Source organism: Streptomyces sp. HUAS CB01 (assembly GCF_030406905.1).
Taxonomy (GTDB): Bacteria; Actinomycetota; Actinomycetes; order Streptomycetales; family Streptomycetaceae; genus Streptomyces; species Streptomyces chengbuensis.
The window spans coordinates 583,929-607,058 of record NZ_CP129137.1 but is presented as its reverse complement, the minus strand read 5'-3'; the positions used below and the strand labels follow the sequence as shown (position 1 = coordinate 607,058).

General features: G+C 74.4%; 22 protein-coding genes. 6 read left to right on the top strand and 16 right to left on the bottom strand.

What is annotated here, in order from left to right; translation table 11 throughout:
- Positions 1-132: 132 nt before the first annotated feature.
- From QRN89_RS02765 to QRN89_RS02735, 7 genes are all read right to left on the bottom strand, one after another.
- The gene (locus QRN89_RS02765; protein ID WP_290347737.1) at positions 133-657 is read right to left on the bottom strand and encodes an SRPBCC family protein; all 525 of its coding nucleotides are present in this window, start codon (positions 655-657) and stop codon (positions 133-135) included.
- A complete protein-coding gene (locus QRN89_RS02760; RefSeq protein ID WP_290347736.1) occupies positions 654-1,013 on the bottom strand; it encodes an ArsR/SmtB family transcription factor in 360 nt (119 codons plus the stop codon). The genes QRN89_RS02765 and QRN89_RS02760 overlap by 4 nt, the downstream gene beginning before the upstream one ends.
- A 117-nt stretch (positions 1,014-1,130) precedes the next feature.
- Positions 1,131-1,517 carry a hypothetical protein gene (locus QRN89_RS02755; protein ID WP_290347735.1) on the bottom strand — a complete coding sequence of 129 codons (387 nt, stop codon included), beginning with the start codon at positions 1,515-1,517 and terminating at the stop codon, positions 1,131-1,133.
- A gap of 413 nt (positions 1,518-1,930) precedes the next feature.
- Positions 1,931-2,977: a PHP domain-containing protein gene (locus QRN89_RS02750; protein WP_290347734.1), complete on the bottom strand. Its 1,047-nt coding sequence runs from the start codon at positions 2,975-2,977 to the stop codon at positions 1,931-1,933.
- A gap of 160 nt (positions 2,978-3,137) precedes the next feature.
- Complete coding sequence (locus QRN89_RS02745; RefSeq protein ID WP_290347733.1) at positions 3,138-3,818, bottom strand: glycoside hydrolase family 75 protein; 681 nt, start codon at positions 3,816-3,818, stop codon at positions 3,138-3,140.
- A gap of 35 nt (positions 3,819-3,853) precedes the next feature.
- Entirely contained in the window at positions 3,854-4,327 is a 474-nt protein-coding gene (locus QRN89_RS02740; protein ID WP_290347732.1) for an NUDIX hydrolase, read from the bottom strand.
- 124 nt (positions 4,328-4,451) lie between these two features.
- Positions 4,452-5,195, bottom strand: coding sequence for a hypothetical protein (locus tag QRN89_RS02735; protein ID WP_290347731.1), 744 nt, complete (start codon positions 5,193-5,195; stop codon positions 4,452-4,454).
- Positions 5,196-5,445: 250 nt separating this feature from the next.
- Between QRN89_RS02735 and QRN89_RS02730 the strand changes: the two genes are divergently transcribed.
- Positions 5,446-6,837, top strand: a complete 1,392-nt coding sequence (locus tag QRN89_RS02730) for an NADP-dependent succinic semialdehyde dehydrogenase (RefSeq protein WP_290347730.1) — start codon at positions 5,446-5,448, stop codon at positions 6,835-6,837.
- A 568-nt stretch (positions 6,838-7,405) separates the two neighbouring features.
- On the opposite strand, the gene QRN89_RS02725 is transcribed toward QRN89_RS02730, so the two are convergent.
- The 3 genes from QRN89_RS02725 to QRN89_RS02715 are packed head-to-tail and all read right to left on the bottom strand — an operon-like array spanning position 7,406 to position 11,588.
- Positions 7,406-8,626 carry an NAD(P)/FAD-dependent oxidoreductase gene (locus QRN89_RS02725; RefSeq protein ID WP_290347729.1) on the bottom strand — a complete coding sequence of 407 codons (1,221 nt, stop codon included), beginning with the start codon at positions 8,624-8,626 and terminating at the stop codon, positions 7,406-7,408.
- 11 nt (positions 8,627-8,637) lie between these two features.
- The gene (locus QRN89_RS02720; protein ID WP_290347728.1) at positions 8,638-10,035 is read right to left on the bottom strand and encodes an FAD-dependent oxidoreductase; all 1,398 of its coding nucleotides are present in this window, start codon (positions 10,033-10,035) and stop codon (positions 8,638-8,640) included.
- Complete coding sequence (locus QRN89_RS02715; protein ID WP_290353546.1) at positions 10,032-11,588, bottom strand: FGGY family carbohydrate kinase; 1,557 nt, start codon at positions 11,586-11,588, stop codon at positions 10,032-10,034. The genes QRN89_RS02720 and QRN89_RS02715 overlap by 4 nt, the downstream gene beginning before the upstream one ends.
- Before the next feature lie 474 nt (positions 11,589-12,062).
- On the opposite strand from QRN89_RS02715, the gene QRN89_RS02710 reads away from it, so the two are divergent.
- From QRN89_RS02710 to QRN89_RS02700, 3 genes are all read left to right on the top strand, one after another.
- The gene (locus tag QRN89_RS02710) at positions 12,063-13,058 is read left to right on the top strand and encodes a hypothetical protein (protein WP_290347727.1); all 996 of its coding nucleotides are present in this window, start codon (positions 12,063-12,065) and stop codon (positions 13,056-13,058) included.
- Positions 13,059-13,209: 151 nt separating this feature from the next.
- Positions 13,210-14,733: an amino acid permease gene (locus QRN89_RS02705; protein ID WP_290347726.1), complete on the top strand. Its 1,524-nt coding sequence runs from the start codon at positions 13,210-13,212 to the stop codon at positions 14,731-14,733.
- 175 nt (positions 14,734-14,908) lie between these two features.
- Positions 14,909-15,799: an ABC transporter substrate-binding protein gene (locus QRN89_RS02700; protein WP_290347725.1), complete on the top strand. Its 891-nt coding sequence runs from the start codon at positions 14,909-14,911 to the stop codon at positions 15,797-15,799.
- A 274-nt stretch (positions 15,800-16,073) separates the two neighbouring features.
- On the opposite strand, the gene QRN89_RS02695 is transcribed toward QRN89_RS02700, so the two are convergent.
- The 3 genes from QRN89_RS02695 to QRN89_RS02685 are packed head-to-tail and all read right to left on the bottom strand — an operon-like array spanning position 16,074 to position 18,684.
- On the bottom strand, positions 16,074-16,937 hold the full coding sequence (locus QRN89_RS02695) for an alpha/beta fold hydrolase (protein ID WP_290347724.1): 864 nt from the start codon (positions 16,935-16,937) through the stop codon (positions 16,074-16,076).
- Entirely contained in the window at positions 16,837-18,279 is a 1,443-nt protein-coding gene (locus tag QRN89_RS02690) for an FAD-dependent oxidoreductase (protein ID WP_290347723.1), read from the bottom strand. Before QRN89_RS02690 ends, QRN89_RS02695 begins: the two co-directional genes overlap by 101 nt.
- 27 nt (positions 18,280-18,306) lie before the next feature.
- Positions 18,307-18,684 (bottom strand): ArsR/SmtB family transcription factor, encoded by a 378-nt coding sequence (locus tag QRN89_RS02685; protein ID WP_290347722.1) that lies wholly within the window; start codon positions 18,682-18,684, stop codon positions 18,307-18,309.
- A 200-nt stretch (positions 18,685-18,884) separates the two neighbouring features.
- Between QRN89_RS02685 and QRN89_RS02680 the strand changes: the two genes are divergently transcribed.
- Positions 18,885-21,038, top strand: coding sequence for a heavy metal translocating P-type ATPase (locus tag QRN89_RS02680; protein WP_290347721.1), 2,154 nt, complete (start codon positions 18,885-18,887; stop codon positions 21,036-21,038).
- The gene (locus QRN89_RS02675; RefSeq protein ID WP_390701925.1) at positions 21,038-21,568 is read left to right on the top strand and encodes a hypothetical protein; all 531 of its coding nucleotides are present in this window, start codon (positions 21,038-21,040) and stop codon (positions 21,566-21,568) included. The genes QRN89_RS02680 and QRN89_RS02675 overlap by 1 nt, the downstream gene beginning before the upstream one ends.
- A 25-nt stretch (positions 21,569-21,593) precedes the next feature.
- Here the strand turns inward: QRN89_RS02675 and QRN89_RS02670 are convergent, their stop codons facing one another.
- From QRN89_RS02670 to QRN89_RS02660, 3 genes are all read right to left on the bottom strand, one after another.
- Entirely contained in the window at positions 21,594-21,932 is a 339-nt protein-coding gene (locus QRN89_RS02670) for a helix-turn-helix domain-containing protein (protein ID WP_290347719.1), read from the bottom strand.
- Positions 21,933-22,345: 413 nt separating this feature from the next.
- The gene (locus tag QRN89_RS02665; RefSeq protein WP_290347718.1) at positions 22,346-22,651 is read right to left on the bottom strand and encodes an SCO5918 family protein; all 306 of its coding nucleotides are present in this window, start codon (positions 22,649-22,651) and stop codon (positions 22,346-22,348) included.
- 64 nt (positions 22,652-22,715) lie between these two features.
- Positions 22,716-23,105, bottom strand: coding sequence for a CBS domain-containing protein (locus QRN89_RS02660; protein WP_390701867.1), 390 nt, complete (start codon positions 23,103-23,105; stop codon positions 22,716-22,718).
- Between the last annotated feature and the right edge of the window lie 25 nt (positions 23,106-23,130).

Genomic DNA, 23,130 nt, shown 5'->3' with positions numbered 1-23,130 from the left:
CCGGCGGGCGCCGGCATGTCCGGCCCCCGGACAGCGGCTGGTGCGGCGTGTCCGCCACGGGACCCGCCCCGGCGTGGCGCGGGCCGAGGCGCCGGGCCGCGACTCCCGCGCGCGCCTGCCGCGGGCGGCGGGTCAGCCCTCCTGCCCCGACGCACCGGGAATCTCCGCGCCGGCGGGCATGCCGTCCGCGACGTACGCGTCGTAGTACGGCTTCCACGGTTCGGCCGACTCGCCGTGCGGTCCGCCGCTCGCAAGACCGTCCAGGGTCCGGTCCAGTTCCGTCAGGCATACGCTCCAGCCGGCGGCGTTGCGCGCGGCGGTGTTCCGCGCGGCCAGCACGTTGGTGAGCGTCAGCCGGCAGGCCTCGCCCTCCGGCGCGACCTCCAGGTGGATCTCGTCGCCGCCCCAGGTGAAGGCGAGCCGGTGCGGCGGCTCGAAGACCAGCACCGTGCCCGTCGTGGCAGGGCTGTTGGGGTCGTCCGAGAACTCGATCCGCCCGCCTTCCCGCGGCTCCAGCCGGACCCGGGAAGGAAACCAGTGGGCGAGGCCCTCGGGTGCGGACACGGCGGCCCGGACGCGCTCCACCGGATGGGCGTACGAGCGCTCGAAGCGGACGGCGGGGCGGCCCTCGAAGTCGATGAAGGCTCCGCGGTTCATGGAAGTGGCTCCTCTGACTGTGCACCGGTGCCTTGCCGGGCACCGGCTCCGCCCTGGTCGTCGAGAAGGCGGCCCAGTGCGTCGAGACGGTCGTTCCACAGACGCCGGTAGGGCGCGAGCCAGCCGTCCAGATCGGCGATGGGGCCGGGCTCGATCGCGTAGATCCGGTGCTGCGCCTGCTTGCGCACCCGGACGAGCCCGGCCTCGCGCAGCACCCTCAGGTGCTTGGACACGTTCGGCTGCGACTGGCCGAGCACCTCGACCAGTTCGCCCACGGAGCGGTCGCCGTCGCGCAGCAGATCGAGCACCGCACGCCGGTGGGGGTCCGCCAGGGCGGACCAGATGGCGTCCGTCATGGCACCGAATATGCCTGCATGGTTATATGCCTGTCAAGGCATGCGTAGCCCAGGGATGCCCGCATGGGACCCCCGCCGGGCACGGGAGCTCGTGTGCCCGGCGTCTCCCGCGCCCCCTCAGCCGCCGGCGGTGGGCGACGAATCGAGCCGCAGCCGCAACTGCTTCTCACCGTCCCCCGACACCGCGTGCTCCACCTCGACCACGAAACCCGTGGTCATGGCCCGAGCGAGCCGGTCCACCGCCGCGTAGGAGCCCGAAAGCTCGGCTCCCACCGGTCCGTGGAGGGCCGTGGCCGCCACCGCCCCGGCCGTGTCGGCGGGCGCCACGTCGTAGGTCGCCGACCAGATCGTCGGGTGGTCGCCCCGGCCCTCCTGGTGGGGGTGCTCCTCGGCGTCCCGGTCGCAGGGATAGGCCGCGAGCAGCGCGGCGAAGACGGCGTCGGCGTCCTCGGGCGCGCCGGTCAGCTGTACCGATACTTCCTCGTGCCTGTCGATGACGGCCACGGTGATCCCCGTCCTCTCTCGCGCTGCGACGTCCCACTCCAAGGTCGCACTTCTCGGGTGGGACAGCACGCGGCCGGGCAGGGACGATCGGGGCGGGGAGCGCGCGACCGGTACGAGGCCGTGGGGGTGCGCGACCGGGAAGGTACGAGGCCGTGGGCGTGCGCGACCGGGAAGGTACGAGGCCGTGGGCGTGCGCGACCGGGAAGGTACGAGGCCGTGGGCGTGCGCGACCGGGAAGGTACGAGGCCGTGGGCGTGCGCGACCGGGCGGGACCGGAACGATCCGTGCCGGGGAGCGGCCGGCCGCGGGGGCCCACCGCGGCGCGCCCCGTCCCCGCCCCGCCCCCCGGGCGGCTCCGGCAGCCGCCCCGTGAGGCGGTCCGGGGGCGCGCGGCCCCCACGGCTCCGTGACGCTCAGCCCGCGCCCTGCAGTTCCCCGGTCCGCGTCCAGCGCAGCACCGCGTCCGCACCGCGGGTGTTGACCACGCGCGACTCCGGTACCCCGCACTCCTCGGCCCGTGCGCAGCCGTTGATCTGCCAGTCGAGCTGGCCCGGAGCGTGGGCGTCGGTGTCGATCGTGAAGAGCGTGCCCGCCTCGACCGCACGCCGCAGCAGCCGGCGCGGCGGATCCAGCCGGTCCGGGCGGCAGTTGATCTCCACCGCCGTGCCGGCCTCGACGCACGCCGCGAACACCTCGTCCGCGTCGAACTCCGACTCCGGTCTTCCGCGGCCTCCGTCACGCCCTTTCAGCAGCCTTCCCGTGCAGTGGCCGAGGACGTCGACGAGCGGGTCGGTCACCGCTGCGACCAACCGTCGGGTCATCGGCCGTGCCTCCATGCGGAGTTTGGAGTGCGCGGACGCCACCACCACGTCCAGCCGGTCGAGAAGTTCCGGCTCCTGGTCGAGCGAGCCGTCCGGCAGGATGTCGCACTCGATGCCGGTGAGAAGCCGGAACGGCTCCCAGGTCCGGTTGAGTTCGGCGACCACGTCCAGTTGCTCCCGCAGCCGCTCCGGGCTGAGCCCGCGTGCGACCGTGAGCCTGGGGGAGTGGTCGGTGAGCACGGCCCATTCGTGCCCGAGGGCGGCCGCGGCGCGTCCCATGGCCTCGATGGGGCTGCCGCCGTCGGACCAGTCCGAGTGCAGATGACAGTCCCCGCGGAGCGCCGCGCGCAGCCGCGCCCCCGGCGCGTTCTCGTCGGGATGCGCGCCCGCGTCCTCCTCAAGCCGCCGCAGATACGCCGGCACCTCGCCGGCCAGGGCCTCCCGGACGACCTGGGCGGTCTTGGGCCCGAGGCCCCGTACCGACTCCAGCGAGCCGGCCGCGGCCCGGTCGGCGACCTCGCCCTCGCCGAGGGCCGCGACCGCCGCGGACGCCGTCCGGAAGGCACGCACCCGGTACGTGGGGGCCCCGGACCGCTCCAGCAGGAAGGCGATCCGGTCCAGTGCCTCCACCGGGTCCACGGCCGGATGCCGCTAGCGCGCGCCGTGAGCACGGGGCGCGGACGCCGCCGCGCGTGCTCCGGGGCCCTGCGCCGGGCGGCCGCCGAGCGTCCCGCCGTCCGCTGTCATCGTGCCGCCCTTCCTCGCCGGTCCGTCGCTCCCATCGTCCTCCCGCGGCACCTCACGAGCGACCGACGAACTTCCGCGCCAGCCTGTCACCCAGTGTCACGGCGGCCCGGTGCGACTCGATGGGGGCGACCTGCGAGTCCCGGAACAGGATGTAGGTCACACCGGAGCTGACGCCCCCTACGGCCGGATCGGGGTCTATGCCCAGCGCCCGGGCGGTGGCGTGCGACGCCTCGCCGATGAGATCGGTCGGTCCGGCGTCGCCGACCACGGCGTACACGAGCCGGTCGCGGTAGATGACGGCGGCCACGGTGCCCCCGCGGATGCGCGAGTAGCCGTAGTCCCACAGGGGACTCGCCGCCGGTACGACGATGAACGGCAGGTCGGCGGAGTCCAGCGGGTATCCCTCGGAGTCCCAGTACGCGGTCTCGGGCTGCCAGTACTCGTCGGTGTCGGGGTTGCACTCCGGGCTGCTCAGCCCGTCGCAGTCGATGTCGAGGTCCGCCTTCCAGAAGACCACCGAACTGGTGCCGCACACCGGTATGGACTCCTCCTGGTCCGCGTCGGTCCGGAACAGTCCGTCGGATATCTGTGTGCAACTCCTGACCTTGGCCAGGAGTTCGCGCGCGCTCACGGAGCCCTCGTAGGCGTGGCGGGCGGTGGCGGTGGCCGGCAGAACGGCCGCGACGAGCAGTGCCGCGCCGCACGCGGCGACGGTCTTGAAGCAACGGGACACGGGGTGTTTCCTCCGGTTCGGGGGCGGCGGCCGCTTCAGCGGCCGCCGCGTATGTGGTGGGCAAGCCGGTCCAGGAAGATCCGCTGGCCCGGAACGAGCAGCTCCGCCGCGCGCTCCAGGGGGAACCAGCCGACCCTGTCGACCTCCGGGAACTCCGTCGGCACGCCGGACCGCGGCGGCCACTCCATCGTGAAAGTGCCGGGCACCACCGAACGCGGATCGAGGTCGCCCTCGACCGCCCAGACCGTGACGGTCTTGCCGCCCGACTGGCGGTTCTCACCGAGCGCGATGCGCTCGCCGTCCGGTGCGGGCAGTCCGAGCTCCTCCTCGAACTCCCGCCGTGCCGCCGCCTCCGCCTGCTCCTCCGGGCCGTACTCGCCCTTGGGAATCGACCACGCGCCCTCGTCCTTGGCGGCCCAATAGGGGCCTCCCATGTGCCCGATCAGCACCTCGAGATCCGCCGCGGTGCCCCGGAACAGCAGGAGACCGGCGCTTCGCTTGCCCGACATGCCGCCGAGTCTGCGGGGGCGCGACGGCCGCCGCCATCGGGCCCGCGGGGTGCCGGAGGCCGGGTGAACGTCCTCGGTCGGGTTCACCCCTGGGAGTGGGCCGGTCCGGTCGGAGCAAGGGCGTCTAGCCCAGGAGAGTGGACAGGTCGACGGTGTCGTCCGCCGGGGGAGTCGCCGTCGGCACCGGCTTGTCGTAGTCCGTGAAGTCCACGGTCGCCTTCGCCGCGCCGGCGCTCGTGACCACCAGGCGCACCGGATAGGGCTTGCCCTCGGTGGCGACGTACAGCGTGATCGTCCGGCCCGCCAGATTCCCCGACAGCGGGATGGCGTCGACGCCCTCGACCTTCGTCTTCTTCCCCTTGGTGAGGTCGACGTCGCCGGTGGGCACGCCGGTGAGCCGGTCGACGAACATGTCGAGGTCGCAGACCTCGGTCATTCCCTTGAGCAGGCCGTTGTCGGTCGTGCCGCGCAGATAGCGGTCACCGACGAGCTCCTTGACCGTGTCGCCCCCGCCCGGTACCTGGTTCTTCCAGAACGCGGCGTCCGGCTTCATCCACACCGTCGCGCCGCGCTTGATGATCTCCACGGAGCCCTCGTCGCCCATGCTGACGGTCCCGGCGCAGTTGCCCGAGCGGTCCAGGGCGAGGTCCAGCTCGTTCGGAGACCCCGGCTCCCGCAGGTCGCCCTTGCTGGTGATGTGCACCGACTGGGCGCCGAGCAGCGCCTCGCGGGCCTTCTCCGCGATCTGCCGGGCCGTGAGCGTCTCGATGTCGTCGCCCGCGTACGCCGTCCCGCCGGCCGCCAGTGCGACCGCGAGGAACGCCGCGGACGACGCCCGTGTCCAGGTCCTGCGGCGATGTGCGCTCACGTCGACTCCCGGGGGAACGCGGCCGGCCGGGTGATCCGCCGCTCCCGAGCCTACGCCGCGGGGGCACCCGCTGCCCGTTCGGGTGAACGATCGAGGGCTGCCCACGTCCGGGCCCGAGTGCCCGGACCGGGACTGGTGAGTTCCGGGACCCCGGGACTGGTGAGTGGTGCCGGGCCGGAGCCCCTCGTCGCGTTGCGCCGTCGCCCCGGGCGCGGCAGGGTCGTAAGTGCGGCCGAAGGAGGACACAGCCATGGCCATCGCCAGTGTGAACCCCGCGACCGGCGAGACGCTCAAGACCTTCGAAGCCATCGGCCCAGAGGAGATCGAGAACCGCCTGGCCGCCGCCCACGCGACCTTCCGTGCGTACCGCACCACCTCGTTCTCCGAGCGTTCCCGCCTGCTGAAGCGGGCGGCGTCGCTGCTGGAGGAGGACCAGGAGGACATCGCGCGCACCATGACGAGCGAGATGGGCAAACCCCTGGCCGCGGCCAGGGCCGAGGCGGCGAAGTGCGTGAAGGCCATGCGCTGGTACGCCGACCACGCCGAGGAACTGCTGGCCGACGAGCACCCTTCGGACGACGACGTGAAGGACTCGGGCGCCTCCGGCGTGACGGTTCGCTACCGCCCGCTCGGGGTGGTGCTCGCCGTGATGCCCTGGAACTTCCCGCTGTGGCAGGTCGTGCGGTTCGCGGCCCCCGCGCTGATGGCCGGGAACACCGGCCTGCTCAAGCACGCCTCGAACGTCCCGCAGACCGCCCTCTATCTGGGAGACCTCTTCCACCGGGCCGGGTTCCCCGACGGCTGCTTCCAGACGCTGCTGGTCGGCGCGGGCGCGATCGAGGGCGTACTGCGTGATCCCCGGGTCGCCGCGGCGACGCTCACGGGCAGCGAGCCGGCCGGCCGGTCCGTCGCCTCGATCGCCGGTGACGAGGTCAAGAAGACGGTCATGGAACTCGGCGGCAGCGACCCCTTCGTCGTCATGCCCTCCGCCGACGTTGACCGGGCCGCGCGGGTCGCCGTCACCGCCCGGGTCCAGAACAACGGGCAGTCGTGCATCGCGGCCAAGCGCTTCATCATCCACGAGGACGTCCACGACAGTTTCACCGAGCGCTTCAGTGCCCGGATGGAGGCACTCCGCGTCGGCGACCCCATGGACGAGTCCACCGACGTCGGCCCGCTCGCCACCGAGCAGGGCCGCGACGACGTGGAGCAGCTCGTCGACGACGCCGTACGGCGCGGGGCGCAGGTGCTGTGCGGCGGCGGCCGCCCCGAGGACCGACCCGCCGGCTGGTACTACCTGCCGACGGTCCTCGCGGGGATCACGCCCGACATGCGGATCCACCACGAGGAGGCGTTCGGCCCGGTCGCGACCGTCTACCGCGTGTCCGGTCTCGACGAGGCCGTGAGCGTCGCCAACGACTCGCCCTTCGGGCTCAGTTCGAACGTCTGGACACGGGACGCCGGCGACATGGAGCGGTTCGTCCAGGACATGGAGGCCGGCGGGATCTTCTTCAACGGGATGACCGCCTCGCATCCGGCGATGCCGTTCGGCGGCGCGAAGCGGTCCGGTTACGGCCGCGAGCTGTCCGACCACGGGATCAAGGAGTTCTGCAACATCACCACCGTCTGGACCGCCGCCTGAGGCACACGCCCATCCGCGGACCCCCCGCCCGGACGTCCCACCGGTAGACCCGTCCGTGAGCCCTCGGACCCCGTGGCCGAGCCGCCTGTCCGGCCGAGCGCCGACCAGTTCGGCGGCGTGGCCCGGAGCCCCGGCGAACTGGTCGGCGCACTCACGGGCCTCGGAGTCACGGGCGTGGTCGTCGTACCGCAGTCACCCGCGGCCGGGGCGCCGGCCGAACTCGTCCGTGTGCTGCGGGACCTCGGCCACATCCGGCTCGTCACCCCACCCGGGCGGGAACGGGGGAGCGGCCGAGAGGGGGCCGCCACCGGCGTGGTGGTACCGAAGTCCCCGCCCCTTCCGGCCCGCCGCAACGGCCCCAGATGTGCTGTCCGGACAGCAAGCTGGTCGGTCAGCGCGCGCAGGGCGCCCGGACCGCCGGGGCTGCTGTACGGTGCGGTCTTCCCGCGCACCCGTCGTCCTCCCCGCGGCCCCGGCCGGCATCGTCCCCGCTCTCCGGTCGTCGCCGTACGCCGTGCGCTGCGCGATGCGGCGGCTCACACACAAGGCCGTCCGGTCCCGCCACCGGTCACCACCGCCCGGCGTCCCGGGTCTCGTCGAGCCGGATCCGCACCGGGCCGCCCGCTCCGTCCACACCGTCCGCCCAGGGCCCGGTCAGCGGTACCGAGCGCTCCGGGTCCGCCGGGCGCGACAGCCGGTCCCGGTACAGCGTCCGGCCGTCCTGCGACACCGTCACCACCGGCCGGACGACGCGGCGCCCGGCGCGGAGCAGCAGCCGTACGCCGGAGTCCCGCGGCACGAGCAGGTTCGGCGCGGTCCACCGGAGCGCGCCGTCGGCCACCACCGGCACCCTCACCGCGGGCCACCGGCGGTCGGCGAGGAACCGCCGCACCCGCTCCGCGGCGCGACCGCCCTCGGACGCCGCCGTGGCGGCGGGCTCGGCGCCGTGCAGGACGTTGCCCACGGCGAAGACTCCGGGCCGTGCGGTACGGAAGTACGCGTCGACGGACGGGCCGCGCGTGCCCGGGTCCAGCGCGATGCCCGCACTCCTGACCAGCTCGTGCTCCGGGACGAAGTCGCCCGTGAACACGACCGAGTCGCAGCGGACCACGGTGACCCGGCCGTCGGCCCGGCGCAGCGCCACCCCGGTGAGCCGCCCCCGGCCGATCAGTTCCGTCACGACCGTGTCCGTCAGCACCGGCACGGCTCTCCGCAGCGCCGGGCGCGGCGCCGGGCCGGGACCGTCGGTCACCAGGGCGACGGGCTCGGCTCCCGCCTTGCGCAGCGTGCCCACCGTGGCACGTGCCACGGGCCCCGCGCCGACGATCAGCGCGCGACCGCCGACACGCCGCCCGTGGAGGTGCACGACCTGCTGCAACTCGCCCGTCGTCCAGACCCCTTCGGGGCGGTCGCCCGGCACCAGCCGTGCGCTGCGGGGCCGTTCACGCGCACCCGTGGCCAGGACGACCGCCCGCGCCGTCACCTCCTCCGGACCGGCGCGGCTCGTCGCCTCCACGGTCAGCGGGCCGGCCCACCCGGTGACCATGACGCCGGTGCGCAGTGCCGCCCCGGCCCGTACGGCCGCCCGGGTCCGGTGGCGCGCGTAGTCGGGCCCCGTCATCGGCCGCCACAGCTCGCGCGTCCCGAAACCCCCGCGGTCGCAGTGGCGGGGCACCCCGCCCGCCTCCCGCTCCCGCTCCAGGACCTCGACGGCTCCCGCGCCGGACGCGGCCAGCGCGGCCGCGGCAGTGAGGCCGGCCGGGCCCGCGCCCACGACCAGCACGTCCACCGAGCGCCGCCTCACCGGCCGGCCCCGAACAGTTCACGCACCGCGGCCCCGCAAGAGAACCCCTGGCAGCGGCCGCCCCGGGCCCGGGTGCGCCGCCGCAGGCCGTCCAGCGTGGCGGGTGGGATGTCTCCGGCCAGCGCGTCCCGGATCTCCCCGCGCGTCACCCGCTCGCAGTGGCAGACGATCGTCCCGTACTCGGGGTCGGCGGCGATCAGCCGGGCGTCCCGGTACGGGCGGGGGGACGCCTCCCCGATGTTCGGCATGCGCACCGGGGCGAGCTCGCCCGGCGCGCCGAGCGCGAGCCCCGCGTCCGCCAGCAGTTCCCGCACGTGGGAGGCGATGGCCAGGGACGCCGTCAGCCCGGTCGAACGGATCCCGCCGACCGTGACGTACCGGCGGTCCGGCCGGCCGTCGATGCGGTAGTCCTCCCGGCCGGTCGCGGCCCGCAGCCCGGCGTAGACGGCGGTGACCTCCTCGTCGAGCAGCTCGGGCACGATCGTGCGGCCCTTCTCCCTGAGCTGTGCGAGCCCTTCGGCCGTGGTGCCGGTGGCGGTCTTGTCGTCGAGGTCCTCGGCCGTGGGGCCGAGCAGCACGTTCCCGTAAACGGTCGGCGCGACGAGCACTCCCTTGCCGAGCGCGGTGGGCACCGGGAGGAGGATGTGCCGCACCAGACCGCGTGCGAACGTGTCGAAGACGATCAGCTGACCGCGTCTCGGTGTGACGGTGAACGTCTCCAGACCCAGCATCCGGTCGACCTCGTCCGCGTGGAGACCGGCGGCGTTCACCAGGTGCCGGGTGCGCAGCGGGCCCCGGTCCGTGTCGACCACGTGCAGTCCGTCCGCCGAACGCACGGCCGTCACGCGGCAGTTCAGGTGCAGCGCCGCACCGGACCGCACGGCCTGGGTGGCGTACGCCAGCGTGGTCGTCCACGGGCAGACGATGCTCTCACCCGGGACGGCGAGCGCGCCGAGGGCGCCCGGCCCCAGGTGCGGCTCCCGGGAACGCAGCTCACCGGCGCCGATGACGCGGGCCTCGCCGTACGCGTTGCGTTTCGCCTTGTCCGCCAGGCCGGGAAGGGCCGCGAGCTGCTCCTCGTCCCAGGCGAGGAGCAGTGCGCCGACGGGCTCCAGCGGGATGCCGACCTCCCGCGCGTACGCGGCGAGCCGCCGGCTGCCGTCGCGGACCAGTCCGGCCTCCAGCGAGCCGGGCACGGCGTCGAAACCGGTGTGCAGGATCGCCGTGTTGGCCTTCGACGTGCCGTCGCCGACATCCCCGGACGCCTCGACGACGGCGATCCGCAGCCGGTACCGGGCCAGTTCGCGGGCGATGGCCGTGCCGACGACTCCGGCACCCACCACCACGACGTCGAGGACGCCCTCGTCGACCGGGCCGGCCGTGGTGACCGTCATGACCCGCTCCGGGCTCCCGCGGGGCTCCCGTCGGAGGGGGACGGGGACGACGGGGACGGGGGCGGGGTGTCCGCGGCCGGGACGCCGACGGGGTGCGGCGTCCGGGCGGTGAGCGCGTCCACCGCGGCCCGGAACGCCGCCAGCCGCTCCCGCGCCAGGTCCGAGGGGATGCGGGGCTCGTACACGGCCGCCGGTTTCCGGTCCGGCACGGCGGCGGCCACGCCGAGAGCGGGATCGAGACCGAGCCGTGCCAACGCGCCGACCCCGAGCGCCGTGGCATCGGGCAACGCCGATACCTCGACCGGGAGTTGGAGCAGGTCCGCCTGGGTCTGCATCAGGACGGCCGACCGCGTGAGCCCGCCGTCCACCCGCAGGGACGTCAGCGGCGCGCCCGTGTCGGCGGCCACGGCGTCGGCCAGTGCGACGACCTGGGCGGCGATGCCCTCGCACAGCGCCCGCACCAGATGCCCGGCACCGGTGTCCAGGCCCAGGCCCGTGAGTGATCCGCGCAGATCGGCGCGCCACCAGGGCGCCGCGAGTCCGGCGAGCGCCGGGACGAAGGTGACACCCCCGGAGTCCGGAACGGACGAGGCCACCCGGTCGAGGTCCGCGGCCCCGGAGACCACGCCGAGATCGGTCAGCCAGCGGACCGCGGACGCGGCCGTGTAGACCTGCCCGTCGAGGCAGTAGCCGGTCCGCCCGCCGAGCCGCCACGCCACACAGCTGACCAGGCCCGAACTCCCGCGCCGCGGGCGGTCACCGGTGTGTGCCAGCAGGAACGCCCCCGTGCCGTAGGTGCACTTGGCGGTGCCCGGCTCGGTCACCCCCTGGGCGAACAGGGCGGCCTGCTGGTCCACGAGCAGTCCGGTCAGGGGCAGTTCGGGCCCGAACGCCCCGGTGGTGCCCACCGGGCCCGCCGCGTCCACGACCCGCGGCAGTCGTTCACCGTCCAGTCCGAAGATCTCCAGGGCCCGCCGCGACCACTCCACGCGGTCGAGGTCCAGCAGCTGCGTACGGCCGGCGGTGGCCGCGTCGGTGACGAACGCACCGGTCAGCCGGTGCACCAGCCAGACGTCGCTGGTGGTGACGACACCCTCGCGGGTTCCCTCCCGGCGGATCCAGGCCATCTTCGGCGCCGCGAAGTACGGGTCCAGCGGCAGCCCCGTGAGGCCGCGCAGTTCCTCCGCCTCGGCCTCGCCGAGCGACGCGCACACGGACGCCGCCCGCCGGTCCTGCCACACGATCGCGTCCGTGAGCGGCGTGCCGGTGGCGGGGTCCCAGGCGAGTACCGTCTCGCCCTGGTTGGCCAGGCCGACCGCGGCGACGGGCTCACCCGCCTCGGCGAGCGCCCGGCGTCCCGCGTCGACCACCGACGCCAGCAGCCGGGCCGGGTCCGCCTCGACGGTTCCACCCGGGCCGTAGCGCGGGCGGACCTCCGCCGAGCCGGAACCGATCACCCCGCGCTCGGGGCAGACGACGAGCGCCTTGGTGCCCGAGGTGCCCTGGTCGACGGCGAGTACGGGCGAGGTGGGGCGAGGCTCGGCAGACACCATGTCCTGTTCTCTTCGGTAGGTGCGGTAGGTGCGGTAGGTGCGGTAGGTGCGGTAGGTGCGGGTGCGGTGGGCGCGGGATGTCCCGACTCCTCTGTGGGCGAGGGCGGTCACCGGCCGGTGGACGGCGGCCGTCCGGCGAACGGCACCGGCACAGGTAGTGGCGGCGTGATCACCGACAGCCAGCCTGGCCCGGCCCGCGGTCTTCGTCAAGGCCCGCAAGCCGCACCGGAAGTGCATCTGATGAGTCGTCAGTTCTCTTGTGGGCGCGAATAGTTGTGCAAGATCCGAAAATGTGTCCCACGGAGCGCCACCACACCTACACTGATCGTCGATCAACAGCAGGACGCCCCGGCGGTCGCCCCGCCGTCAACGCCCCCACCGTCCTGGAGGACCCATGACGACGCACGCCGACCCCCGATTACGCACCGAACGCAGCCGCACCAAGGCGACGGCCGACCGTGCCGGGGAGGGGTGATGGCCGATGACCACTTCCGCCCCGTCTACCACCCCGCGGGCCACGACGACGCCCTGCGCGTGGCGATCGAGGACCTGCGGACCGGGCGCTGGGTGGCGATGCGGGACCTCCTCGCGGAAACCCGTGACGCGTTCCTGTGGACCCAGCGCACACAGGTCCTCGCGGCGGTCGCGGCCGGCACCGACGTGGTCCGCGCCTGGCGGGCGGAGGAGCCGCACAGCGTCGCCGCGGCCGTGATGCACGCGAGGGTCGCGGTCGAACGGGCCGTCCGCGCACACCGGGAGGGCCACCCCCGCACCCGCGACCTGTGGCACGAGGCGTGGGACGCCTGCGGCGCCGCCGCCCGTACGGCACCCGACGACCCCGTTCCCTGGGTCTGCCTGCTCGCCCTCGCCCAGCTCGACGAGCGGCAGCACATGGAGGAGCACCGGATGGCCCCGCCCGGCCCGATGCTGCCGCCGGGCCCCTGGGGCCTGCTGGCCGAGGCCGACAAGCGCGACCCCGGCAACCGCGAGGCGTACCACCGGATGCTGCAGTTCCTCTGCACCCGCCGGGCCGGAGCACTGTCGGAGGCCGTGAACTTCGTGCAGTGGGCCGCGTCCACCGCGGCCCCGGGCTCCCCGCTGCACGCCCTGCCGCTGTACGCCCGGGTCGAGCGCTACCGCAGGGAGCAGGGCCACCGACGCGCACTCGACCTCCACTGGGTCGCCGAGGACGCCATCCGCGACTCGGTGCGGGCCCTGCACGGCTGGTTCGACCACGCCGAGCCCGCGACCAGCTCGCTGCTCGACCTCGGCCACCTCGCCCACGCGCTGTGGGGCGCCCTGCACTTCGAGGAGGCCGGTCGCGTCTTCCGTGCCCTCGGGCCCTACTACACCGCGCTGCCGTGGTCGTTGCGCACCGAGGACCCGGGCGACCCGGTGCTCACCGAGGAGCTGTACCTGAGAGCACGCGGCCGCTGCCTCGCGGCGGCCCGCGACGCCCCCGGCGACTGACCGGCGCCGACCGGCACGGCCGCGTCCCCCGTCCGTCGCCTGCGGCGGACCGTCTCCGACCCCTCTCCGGACCATGACGCACCCGGCCCGCGGCTCCGCCCGTCCCTCGCCTGTCCCCGACGTGTCCACTCTCTTCCCCGGAGGTCCCTTCATGTCCCGCACCGCATGGTCCGCCCAGGACCAGGCCCCGCCCAGGGACGAGGAACAACGACTGCGCGAACTCGGCTACCAGCCGGTCCTCGCCCGCCGGATGGGAGGCTTCGGCAACTTCGCCATCAGCTTCTCCGTCATATCCATCCTGTCCGGCTGCATGACCCTGTACGGCTTCGGGCTGAGCACCGGCGGTCCGGCGGTCATGATGTGGGGCTGGGCGGGTGTCGGCCTGTTCGTCCTCTGCGTCGGCCTCGCCCTCGCGGAGGTCACCAGCGCCTACCCCACCTCGGGAGCGCTGTACTACATGGCCGACAGGCTCGGCGGCCGCCGCTGGGGCTGGTACACCGGCTGGCTCAACCTGCTCGGGCTGCTGGGCGCCATCGCGGGCATCGACTACGGCGCAGCCCTGTTCACCGGCGCGTTCCTCAATCTGCGGTTCGGTTTCGCACCCACGCCGGGCTCGACGTTCCTCATCTTCCTCTGCATCCTGCTGCTGCACGCCACGCTCAATCTCTTCGGCGTCCGCCTCGTCAGCGTCCTCAACTCGATCAGCGTCTGGTGGCACCTCGCCGGGGTCGCCGTGATCGTGGGCGCCCTCGCGATCGTGCCCGACCACCACCAGTCCCCGTCCTTCGTGTTCACCGAGTTCGTCAACGACACCGGCTGGGCCAACCCGTTCTACGTGGCGGCGATCGGACTGCTGCTCGCCCAGTACACGTTCTCCGGCTACGACGCGTCCGCCCATCTGTCCGAGGAGACGTCCAACGCCTCGGTGACCGCGGCGCGCGGGATCGTCCGGGCCATCTGGGTCTCGTGGCTCGCGGGATTCGTGCTCCTCGCCGGACTGACCTTCGCCATCCAGGACTACGCCGGCACCCAGCAGAGCGCGACGGGGGTGCCGCCCGCCCAGATCCTGCTGGACGCCCTCGGCACGGCAGGCGCCTCCGCGCTGCTCCTCGTCGTGATCGTCGCCCAGTTGTTCTGCGGCAACGCCGAGGTGGCCGCCGCCAGCCGGATGGTGTTCGCCTTCAGCCGCGACAACGCCCTGCCGGGCTCGTCCCTGTGGCGGAGGGTCAGCAGCCGTACCCAGACGCCCGTTCCCGCCGTGTGGCTCTCCGTCTCCGTCGCCGCGCTGCTGGCGCTGCCGTCGCTGTACTCCGCCACGGCGTACGGAGCGGTCACCGCCATCAACGTCATCGGCATCACCCCCGCGTACGCGATCCCCGTCTATCTGCGTCTGCGGGCGGGGAAGCGGTTCCAGCCGGGGCCCTGGCAACTCGGCCGCTGGAGCAAGCCGATCGGCTGGACCGCCGTGTCCTGGGTCGCCTTCGTGACAGTGCTGTTCTGCCTGCCGCAGTCCTCGCCGCTCACCGTCAACTCCATGAACTACGCCTCCATCGCCCTGGCCGTCGTCCTCGTCCTGGCCAGCGTGTGGTGGTACGTCGCGCGGCGCTCGTACAGCACCCCTGCCGCGTACGGCAACGCGCGCGAACAGGCGGAGATCGCCGAGGGCATCGTCTGACCCGGCGGCCCGGCCTCCGCACCGCCGCCTCCTCGCTCCTGCCCCCGGTCCCGGACCCTCCGGCGGCCGGTCCGGGACCCCGCACCACGTGTCCCTGACCGGCTGTTCGTCGTGCGCGATCCGTGGGCAGGAAGAGGGGCAGCGCGTCGCAGGCGAGGGGCAGGAGCACTCGATCATGGACAGGCAGACCGACTGGCAATTCCTCGACGACCGGGGCCATCTGGCCACGTACGACCGGCGGCCCGAACGGGTCGTCACCTACATCCAGGCCGGAGCCACCCTCTGGGAGCACGGCATACGCCCGGCCGGACTCTTCGGCTCGAACCACGACGGCGACGGGCCCGACCCGGTCAAAGCCGGGTCCCTGCCGCTCGACGGCCTCGGCTATCTCGGCTCGGGCACCGCGCTCGACGCCCACGTGCTGCTCCGCGACGACCCCGACCTGGTCGTCGCCGTCACCTACGGTGGCGGGCAGGTCTACGGGCTCGACCCGGACACGGCGAAGCACGTCGAGGAACGGGTGCCGCTGGTCGTGCTCGACGTCGGACAGGGCCGGTCGCTCGGCGACGTGCGCGCCCGGTTCGCCGCCCTGGCCCGAGCCCTGGGCGCCGCCCAGGACACGGCGGGTGCCATAGCCCTCGCCCGCGCCACGGCCCGGCTCCGGACCCTCGCACACGACGGCGCCCCCCGCCCGGCCCTGCTGGCCCTGTCACCGGCCTCGGCCGAGAGCACCTACCTGGCCAAGCCGCAGTCCTGGCCCGACCTCAGGGAACTCAGGGCCTTCGGCCTCGACCTGGTGTCCCCGCAGGGAGGTCCCGGCACCAACTGGTTCACCGCCGACTGGTCGCACGTCGCGGAACTCTCCGCGGGCGTCCTCCTCGTCGACGCGCGCGCCAACGCGTACCCCCTGGACGCCCTGGACGGCAACCCCGCCTGGCGCGAGGCGGCGTCCGGCGCCCAGGTCGTCGCGTGGAACCCCGAGGCGCCGTGCAGCGACGGCGCACACGCGCGCTTCTTCGACCGCGTCGCCGACGCGGTGGGGGCGGCGACGGGCGGCGGCGCGTAGCGCCGGCATCCCTCCCGCGCGCCGGGCTCACGGGCGTGAGGGTGGGCCTACGGGCCTTCGCCACGGGAGTTGTCCGGCGCGAGTCGCGCGGGACGGTCCACGCCCCCGGCCGCCGTGCGGCACGGCTCGCGCGGCAGGGGCGGTCCGGGACGTCACCGGCGACGGCGGTGCGTGGCGCGGTGGTGAGCGGGAGACGTCCCGCGGCGACCTCCCGCGGCGAGGTGCGGCGTCCGATCGTGCGGACCGGCGGTCGAGCGCCGCCGTCGCAGGACCCTCAGGGGCGGCCGGCGAAGCGGTCGAGCGCGGCCAGCACCTCGGCGTCCGCCGCGTCGCTGCCCAGGTGTCCCGCGTCGCCGACCGTCACCAGTCGTGCGTCCGGCCACGCCCGGCACAGCTCCCACGCGGTGTCCGGAGGACTGGAGAGATCGAGTCGGCCGTGCACCAGCACCCCGGGGATGCCGGTGAGCCGCGCCGCGTTCCGCAGCAGCGCGCCCTCCTCCAGCCACGCCCCGTGCGCGAAATAGTGCGAGGCGATCCGGACCAGGGCGATCCGGGCCGCAGGGGCGCGGCCGGAGTAGACGCCCGACGGGCCGTTGGGCTCGCATGAGACGACGGCGTCCTCCCAGGCACACCAGTCGTCCGCGGCCTTCGCCCGTACCATCGGGTCCGGGTCGTTCATCCTGCGGGCGTAAGCGGCGACCGCGTCGCCGTCCCGTCCGGCCTCGGGGACGCCGGCCATGAAGCGTTCCCATTCCTCGGGGAAGAACCGCGCCACGCCGCGGTAGAGCCAGTCGATCTCCGAACGGCGGGTCGTCGTCACCCCGTTGACGACGATCTCGGACACCCGCTCCGGATGCCGCTGGGCGTAGGCGAGCAACAGCGACGATCCCCAGGACCCGCCGTACAGCAGCCACCGGTCGACGTTCAGCAACTCCCGCAGCCGCTCCATGTCGACCAGGAGAGCTGCCGCGCGCCGATCGGGGTCGGGCTTCGACGTGGCCGCAGCGCCCCACCGGGCCTCGAAGGGCCCCGGTCGCTCAGCCGTCCGCCGTCTCCGCCCGCATCGGCGGCGCCGCGGGCGTCCGCGTGACGGGGCCGAACAGCACCGCGCGGGCCATCCTCGGAGCGAACAGGGCACTCAGGGGCGTGGTGAGCGTCAGCACCGAACGGAACACCGGGCCCACGAGCACCGGATCGCCCACGTACCGCTGCTGGACGCGGTCCAGGTACCAGCCGACCGGGCGGTCCACGGCCCGTGAGGCGACGGCGTTCCCCACCGCGCCGGGCATGGCCCGGTCGGCGCCCGCGGAGATGTCCCAGGCCTGGCGCGAGGCGTCGAAGAGGGCGCGTTGGACACGTCGGGTCGTCGGCGTGCGGCGGGGGTCGGCGAGCGCGTCGCGCAGCGCCACGGCGCTCATCGCGGCGACCGACATGCCCTGTCCGTAGATCGGGTTGAAGGTGCACAGCGCGTCGCCGGTGGCGAGGAACCCGGCGGGACGCCGGCCCTGGCGGTCGTACCGGCGGCGCACGTTGGCCGTCGACCGGAAGCCGTACGCCGGGGTCTGCGGCTCGGCGGTCCGCAGCCACTCGTGGAGGAACGGGTGGGGGAGGCGGGCCGCGAAAGCGGTGAACCCGGCGTCGTCCGTGGGCGGTTCCTGGCCGCGGAGGCCCGCGAACGCCACGAGGTGGCTGCCGTCCTCCAGGGGCAGCACGCCGCCCGCGTACGTCTGGGAAGGGTTCGGGTAGAACCAGTACGCCAGCGCCTCCGTGCCCAGATGGGCGCTGGTGTTGCGGTAGATGCGCGAGGCGTACGCCTGGCCGGTGTCGATGGTCTCCTCGTGGGGCGGCTCTGCCCCGATGGCGGCCAGCCACCGCGGGGCCCGTGAACTCCGCCCGGAGGCGTCCACGACCAGGTCGGCCGCGAGTGTGCGGGACTGCCGCGCCGAGGCGCCGTCCGCGGTGCCGTCGGCGCCGCCGCGCTCCCGCAGCCGGACACCCCGGACCCGGCCGGCGTCGCCGGCCAGCCCGACGACCTCCGTGGACCCGACGGTCGTGATCACCGGGTTGGCCAGCACCCGCTCGCGCACCAGGTGCTCCAGTTGGGCGCGGGAGCCGGTGTGGATGTGTGTCGTCGGGGCGGTGCGCCGGAACCAGGTGCCGCTCCACGCCACCATGTCCTCGGGCATGCCCACGCGGGGTGCTCCGGCCGCCCGCAACTCGGCCATGAATCCGGGCAGAAGGGAGTCCAGCGCCCGCTGCCCGCTCTCCAGCAGCACATGGGCGTGCCTGCTGTGCGGGACGCCCGGGCGCGGCTGCGGGCCGTCGGGGACGCGGTCGCGCTCCACGACGGTCACCCGGTCGGCGTGCCCGGCGAGGACGTGCGCCGCGAGCAGTCCCGCGAGGCTGCCCCCGATGACGACGGCGTGGCGCCCGTCGCCTCGCCGGCCCCAACTGCCTTTGTCCCGCACGTGGTTCACCATGGCCGCCCCTCGTGGTCAGCGAGTCGTCTACGGCTGACCAGTATCCCCGGCGGGGACGGGGAGATCACGGGCGCCGAGCCGCAGGTGCTCGATGTGGTAGACGGCTTCGTCCAGGAGTTGGGCGACGTGGTTGTCGTGGAGGCTGTACTCGATCCGGCGACCCTGTCGTGTGCCGGTGACGAGGCCCAGCGCGCGGAGCAGTCGCAACTGGTGGGAGACGGCTGACTGCTCCATCGCCACCGCCTCGGCCAGTTCGGTGACTCCGCAGGGGCCCTGCCTGAGCCGCGTGAGGATCATCAGACGGGAAGGGGTCGCCAGCGCCTGGAGGGTGGCGGCGATGGTGGCGGCGGAGTCCGCGTCCAGATTGGCCGCCGGGGTGGCCCGGCCGTCGGCTCCATGTCCCATGGGGCACATCGTAACCGGACGGTCCGTAGGCATGAATGAAGACCTCTTCATGTGTTCCGCTATCGTGAGGGGGTCGCTCCGCCGCGCAGGGGGCCGCGTGCCCCCGCACGGCCGGGGCGACCGTGCGCGCCCGCGGGACGACGCACGACACGGCCCCGTACGGCCCGAGCCGGCCACGAGACGAAGAGGTGTGCGCCCCGATGCCTTCCCCGGCCCTCGACACGCGGTCCTCCACCCCGCCCTCCGCACCACTCCCGCGCCCGGCGAACCGCGCCGCGCGGCTGCCGGACCTGCCCGAGGTGCGCTGGGCGGCCCTCTCCGCCGTCGCGTTCCTGTGCGCGTTCCCGCTCGATCTGGCCGGGGCGCCCGCGTGGACCTGGGGCCCGCTGTACGCGCTCTGCTACGCGGCGGGCGGCTGGGAGCCCGGCTGGGCGGGACTCCGTGCGCTGCGCGAGAGGACCCTCGACGTGGACCTGCTGATGGTGGTGGCCGCGATCGGCGCCGCGGCCGTCGGGCAGTACCTCGACGGCGGGCTCCTCGTCGTGATCTTCGCGGTGTCCGGAGCGCTGGAGGCCGTGGCGACACGGCGCACCGCGGACTCCGTGCGCGGACTCCTCGACCTGGCGCCCGCGCGGGCCGTACGGCTCACGGGTGGTGGCGGCGAGGCCGTGGACGCCGAGGAGACCGTCGACGTCACCGAACTGGCCGTCGGTGACACCGTCCTCGTGCGGCCCGGGGAGCGGCTTCCCGCGGACGGCAGCGTGCTGCACGGGGCGAGCGACGTCGACCAGGCCACCATCACGGGTGAACCGCTGCCCGTGGCCAAGGCACCGGGGGATCAGGTCTTCGCCGGCACGCTCAACGGCACCGGCGCGCTGCGCGTCCGGGTCGAGGCCGACGCCGCCGGCTCGGTCATCGCGCGGATCGTCGCCATGGTCGAGGAGGCGGGGGCGACGAAGGCACCCACGCAGCTGTTCATCGAGAAGATCGAGCAGCGCTACTCGGTCGGCGTCGTCGCCGCCACGCTCGCGCTGCTCGCCGTACCCCTCGCGCTCGGCGCGGACTTCACGGAGACGCTGCTGCGCGCCATGACCTTCATGATCGTGGCGTCGCCGTGTGCGGTCGTCCTCGCCACGATGCCCCCGCTCCTCTCCGCCATCGCCAACGCGGGTCGCCACGGTGTCCTCGTCAAGTCCGCCGTGGTCATGGAGCGGCTCGGCGAGGTGAACCGGGTCGCGCTCGACAAGACCGGCACGCTCACCGAGGGCGCGCCGCGGGTGACGGAGGTGCACGGACTCTCCCTCGCCGCGGCCGAGGCGCTCGCGCTGGCCGCCGCGGCCGAGCATCCCAGCGAGCATCCGCTCGCCCGGGCCGTGGTCGCCGCGGCCCGGGAAAGGGGCCTGGAACCCGCCCCCGCCGAGGAGTTCGCGTCCGAACCGGGCCGCGGGGTGCGCGCGGTCGTGCGCGGCCGCGAGGTCCGCGTCGGCAGCCCCGCGGCGCTGCTCAGCGGCGGGTGCCCGGCGGTCGACGAGGCCGAACGGAACGGGCACACGGCCGTCGTCGTCCTCGTCGACGGAGAACCGGCCGGCGTCCTCGCCGTCGCCGACCGGCTGCGGGCCGGCGCCCCCGAGGCCGTCGCCGCTCTCCGTCGGCTCACCGGCACCACGCCGGTGCTGCTGACCGGCGACAACGAACCGGCCGCACGGCACATCGCCGACGAGAGCGGCATCACCGAACTGCGTGCCGGACTCCTGCCCGAGGACAAGGCGGCCGCGGTGCGGGCCTGGGAACGGGCGGGCGAGCGTGTGCTCGTCGTGGGCGACGGCGTCAACGACGCGCCGGCACTGGCCGCGGCGCACTCCTCGATGGCGATGGGCCGGTCGGGGTCCGACCTCGCGCTGGAGACGGCCGACGCCGTGGTCGTCCGCGACGAACTCACCACCGTCCCCGCCGTCTTGGCGCTGTCCCGCCGCGCCCGCCGCCTCGTCGTGCAGAACCTCGTCATCGCCGGTGTCTGCATCGCGGTGCTGGTCGTCTGGGACCTCGCCGGCCGGCTCCCGCTGCCCCTGGGCGTCGCGGGCCACGAGGGCTCCACCGTCCTGGTCGGTCTCAACGGCCTTCGACTGCTACGGGAATCGGCCTGGCGCAAGGCCGCGTCACCCGGCCCGGATCGGCCCTCCCGGGGGCCGGCCCCGGGCGCCCCGGACCGGTCCGACGGCCCGGATCGGCCCTCGGGCAGCGGGTCGGCTCCGGGCGCCCCGGACGGGTCCGACGGCCCGGCGACCCCGAAGACGCCGGAACGGCCCGCCGGCCCGGCAACCCCGGACCCCCCGGCGGCGTCCTCACGGCCGTGATCGACGACTTCGGCCCCGCCCCGTACGACGACTTCGACGACGCGGACGAGGAGGTCAGGCCCGGGCCGCTCTGGCGCCATGCCGTGTGGGTGGTGGCCGTCACCGCCGCCGGTGTGGCACTCGGCTGGTGGTCCGGCCTGTTCCGCATCGGCCCCGAGGAGTACGGCCTGCCCAGTGTCGCCCCCGGCCGTCTGCTGCCCTACCTGGCCGCCTGGACCGCGATCGGTCTGGTGGCGGCCTCCGTGCTGCGGGCCGCGGCCGCCCGCGTGCCCGTCCACGCACCGGAGACGATCGCCGTCGGCGTCGTCTGGCTGGGGACCCGGCTGTCGCTCGGCTGGCGTCCCGAGTGGCTGCCACTTGCCCTGATGGCGGCGATCGCCCTGTCGGCGGCAACGGGATGGAGCCTCATGGCGCTGCGCCCCGGTTCCCGCGTGAAGACCCACCGGGCCCGGAACGCGATGCCGACGGGCCAGGGGCCGTCTCGCCGACGCGAGGCAGGGCCCGACGCGGGCAACCGGCACGCGGAGTGAGCCCACTCCGGTGGGCGGAGCCACCTCAGGTCGACGTCGGCGGGTGCGGCTCGCCTGCAGCCCGACGGTATTCGGCGTTGATCCGCAGGGCCTCCTCGAGCTGGTCCTCGAGGATGATGATGCGGCAGGCGGCCTCGATGGGGGTCCCCTGGTCGACGAGTTCCCGGGCGCGAGCCGCGATGCGCAGCTGGTATCGGGAATAGCGCCGGTGACCGCCCTCGGAGCGCAGGGGGGTGATCAGCCGTGCCTCGCCGATGGCGCGGAGGAAGCCGGGGGTGGTGCCGAGCATCTCCGCCGCCCGCCCCATCGTGTAGGCGGGATAGTCGTCGTCCTCGAGACGGCCGACCGAGTCGTCCGCTGTCATCTCACCTCTCCGGGGAACACGTGGAGGAGCCCGGCGCCGAACCGCACCTCCGGGCCCACGGCGCCGAACCGCACCACCGACGACCCTAGTACCACCGCGGACCACGACGCCGGTACGGGCGCCGGGCACGGCCGTATCCGGCCGCGGCACCGGCGGCACCGGCGCCGTGCCGCGGCACCGGCGCATCGTGGGCAGGCACGGGCCGGTTCCCCCCGGCAGCGGGCCCGCGGCGGCCCGTGCCGTGCCGTTGCGTCTGCATCGAGGACGTCGGCAACAGGGGAGCGGGCAGACCCGGCTGCTCCGGCCACCGAGCCGCCGCGGCGGTGGGAGAGCGGCGGGCGCACCACGGGACCCGGCCGAACACGCTCCGGTCGGGCCGACTTCCCGTCGTACGGCTCGCGCCGGCCCGGCGGTCAGGCCGCGGGGCCGCCGAGCAGGTCGGACACCTGTGGGAAAAGCCCGACGAGGTCGGCGGGGGCGGCCGACGGGCCGGGCCGGCAGACGAATCCGAGCAGGGTGAGGGCCCGGATGACTTCGCCCGGAGTGAAGTCACGGCGGTCCTGACGGGTGATGACCGCACCCGCCTGCATGACGGGGTACCGGCGGCGCCCGATGACCACGGACACTCCGGTGACGGGTTCGGGGCGCACCCCCTTCATCTTTTCCAGTACGACGCCCTTCGTCAGTTCGAACGGGAAGCGGGCGATGACACAGCGCATGTGGCCTCACAGGGGGAGGGGAGCAGCGGGTGGCGCGGAGAGGTGGAGTGGCGAGGGCGGCGCTTCAGTGCAGCGGGACCGCGGAGGTGCCCGGCTCGCCGGGCGTGTGCGGCGCTGCGAACAGAACGGTGCGGTGCGCCTGCTCGGCCGACGGGGCCACGGCCGGGGAGAACGCTCCGTGGTCGCCGAGGACGTCGCCCAGGCGCACCCGATCGGTGTACGCGGCGCTGCCGCGGACGGTGGCGAGCTGCGCCGAGGTGATGAGGGTGGTGCACCGGCCGTCGTCGTCGCAGAGGAGCAGGTGGCCGACGCGAGCGCTGGCCATGACCGAGAGGGCCACCTCGACCGTCATCCCGCCCCAGACCTGCGGTGCGGCCTCGTCCGCCGCCCCGGCCACTGCCAGGCTCGCCGATGTGGTCCCCGTGGGGCGGGCCTGCGCGTGAATCGGTGTCACAAATGCCTCCTGCAGTGATGGGGGA

What these genes read in the sequence shown, in the direction of transcription:
- QRN89_RS02760 (WP_290347736.1), bottom strand. Translation starts at nt 1,013, where the DNA reads ATGACGGACGCCATCTGGTCCGCCCTGGCGGACCCCCACCGGCGTGCG.
- QRN89_RS02700 (WP_290347725.1), top strand. Translation starts at nt 14,909, where the DNA reads ATGGACAGGCAGACCGACTGGCAATTCCTCGACGACCGGGGCCATCTG.
- QRN89_RS02665 (WP_290347718.1), bottom strand. Translation starts at nt 22,651, where the DNA reads ATGCGCTGTGTCATCGCCCGCTTCCCGTTCGAACTGACGAAGGGCGTC.
- QRN89_RS02715 (WP_290353546.1), bottom strand. Translation starts at nt 11,588, where the DNA reads ATGGTGTCTGCCGAGCCTCGCCCCACCTCGCCCGTACTCGCCGTCGAC.
- QRN89_RS02710 (WP_290347727.1), top strand. Translation starts at nt 12,063, where the DNA reads ATGGCCGATGACCACTTCCGCCCCGTCTACCACCCCGCGGGCCACGAC.
- QRN89_RS02685 (WP_290347722.1), bottom strand. Translation starts at nt 18,684, where the DNA reads ATGGGACATGGAGCCGACGGCCGGGCCACCCCGGCGGCCAATCTGGAC.
- QRN89_RS02670 (WP_290347719.1), bottom strand. Translation starts at nt 21,932, where the DNA reads ATGACAGCGGACGACTCGGTCGGCCGTCTCGAGGACGACGACTATCCC.
- QRN89_RS02680 (WP_290347721.1), top strand. Translation starts at nt 18,885, where the DNA reads ATGCCTTCCCCGGCCCTCGACACGCGGTCCTCCACCCCGCCCTCCGCA.
- QRN89_RS02740 (WP_290347732.1), bottom strand. Translation starts at nt 4,327, where the DNA reads ATGTCGGGCAAGCGAAGCGCCGGTCTCCTGCTGTTCCGGGGCACCGCG.
- QRN89_RS02705 (WP_290347726.1), top strand. Translation starts at nt 13,210, where the DNA reads ATGTCCCGCACCGCATGGTCCGCCCAGGACCAGGCCCCGCCCAGGGAC.
- QRN89_RS02690 (WP_290347723.1), bottom strand. Translation starts at nt 18,279, where the DNA reads ATGGTGAACCACGTGCGGGACAAAGGCAGTTGGGGCCGGCGAGGCGAC.
- QRN89_RS02720 (WP_290347728.1), bottom strand. Translation starts at nt 10,035, where the DNA reads ATGACGGTCACCACGGCCGGCCCGGTCGACGAGGGCGTCCTCGACGTC.
- QRN89_RS02730 (WP_290347730.1), top strand. Translation starts at nt 5,446, where the DNA reads ATGGCCATCGCCAGTGTGAACCCCGCGACCGGCGAGACGCTCAAGACC.
- QRN89_RS02765 (WP_290347737.1), bottom strand. Translation starts at nt 657, where the DNA reads ATGAACCGCGGAGCCTTCATCGACTTCGAGGGCCGCCCCGCCGTCCGC.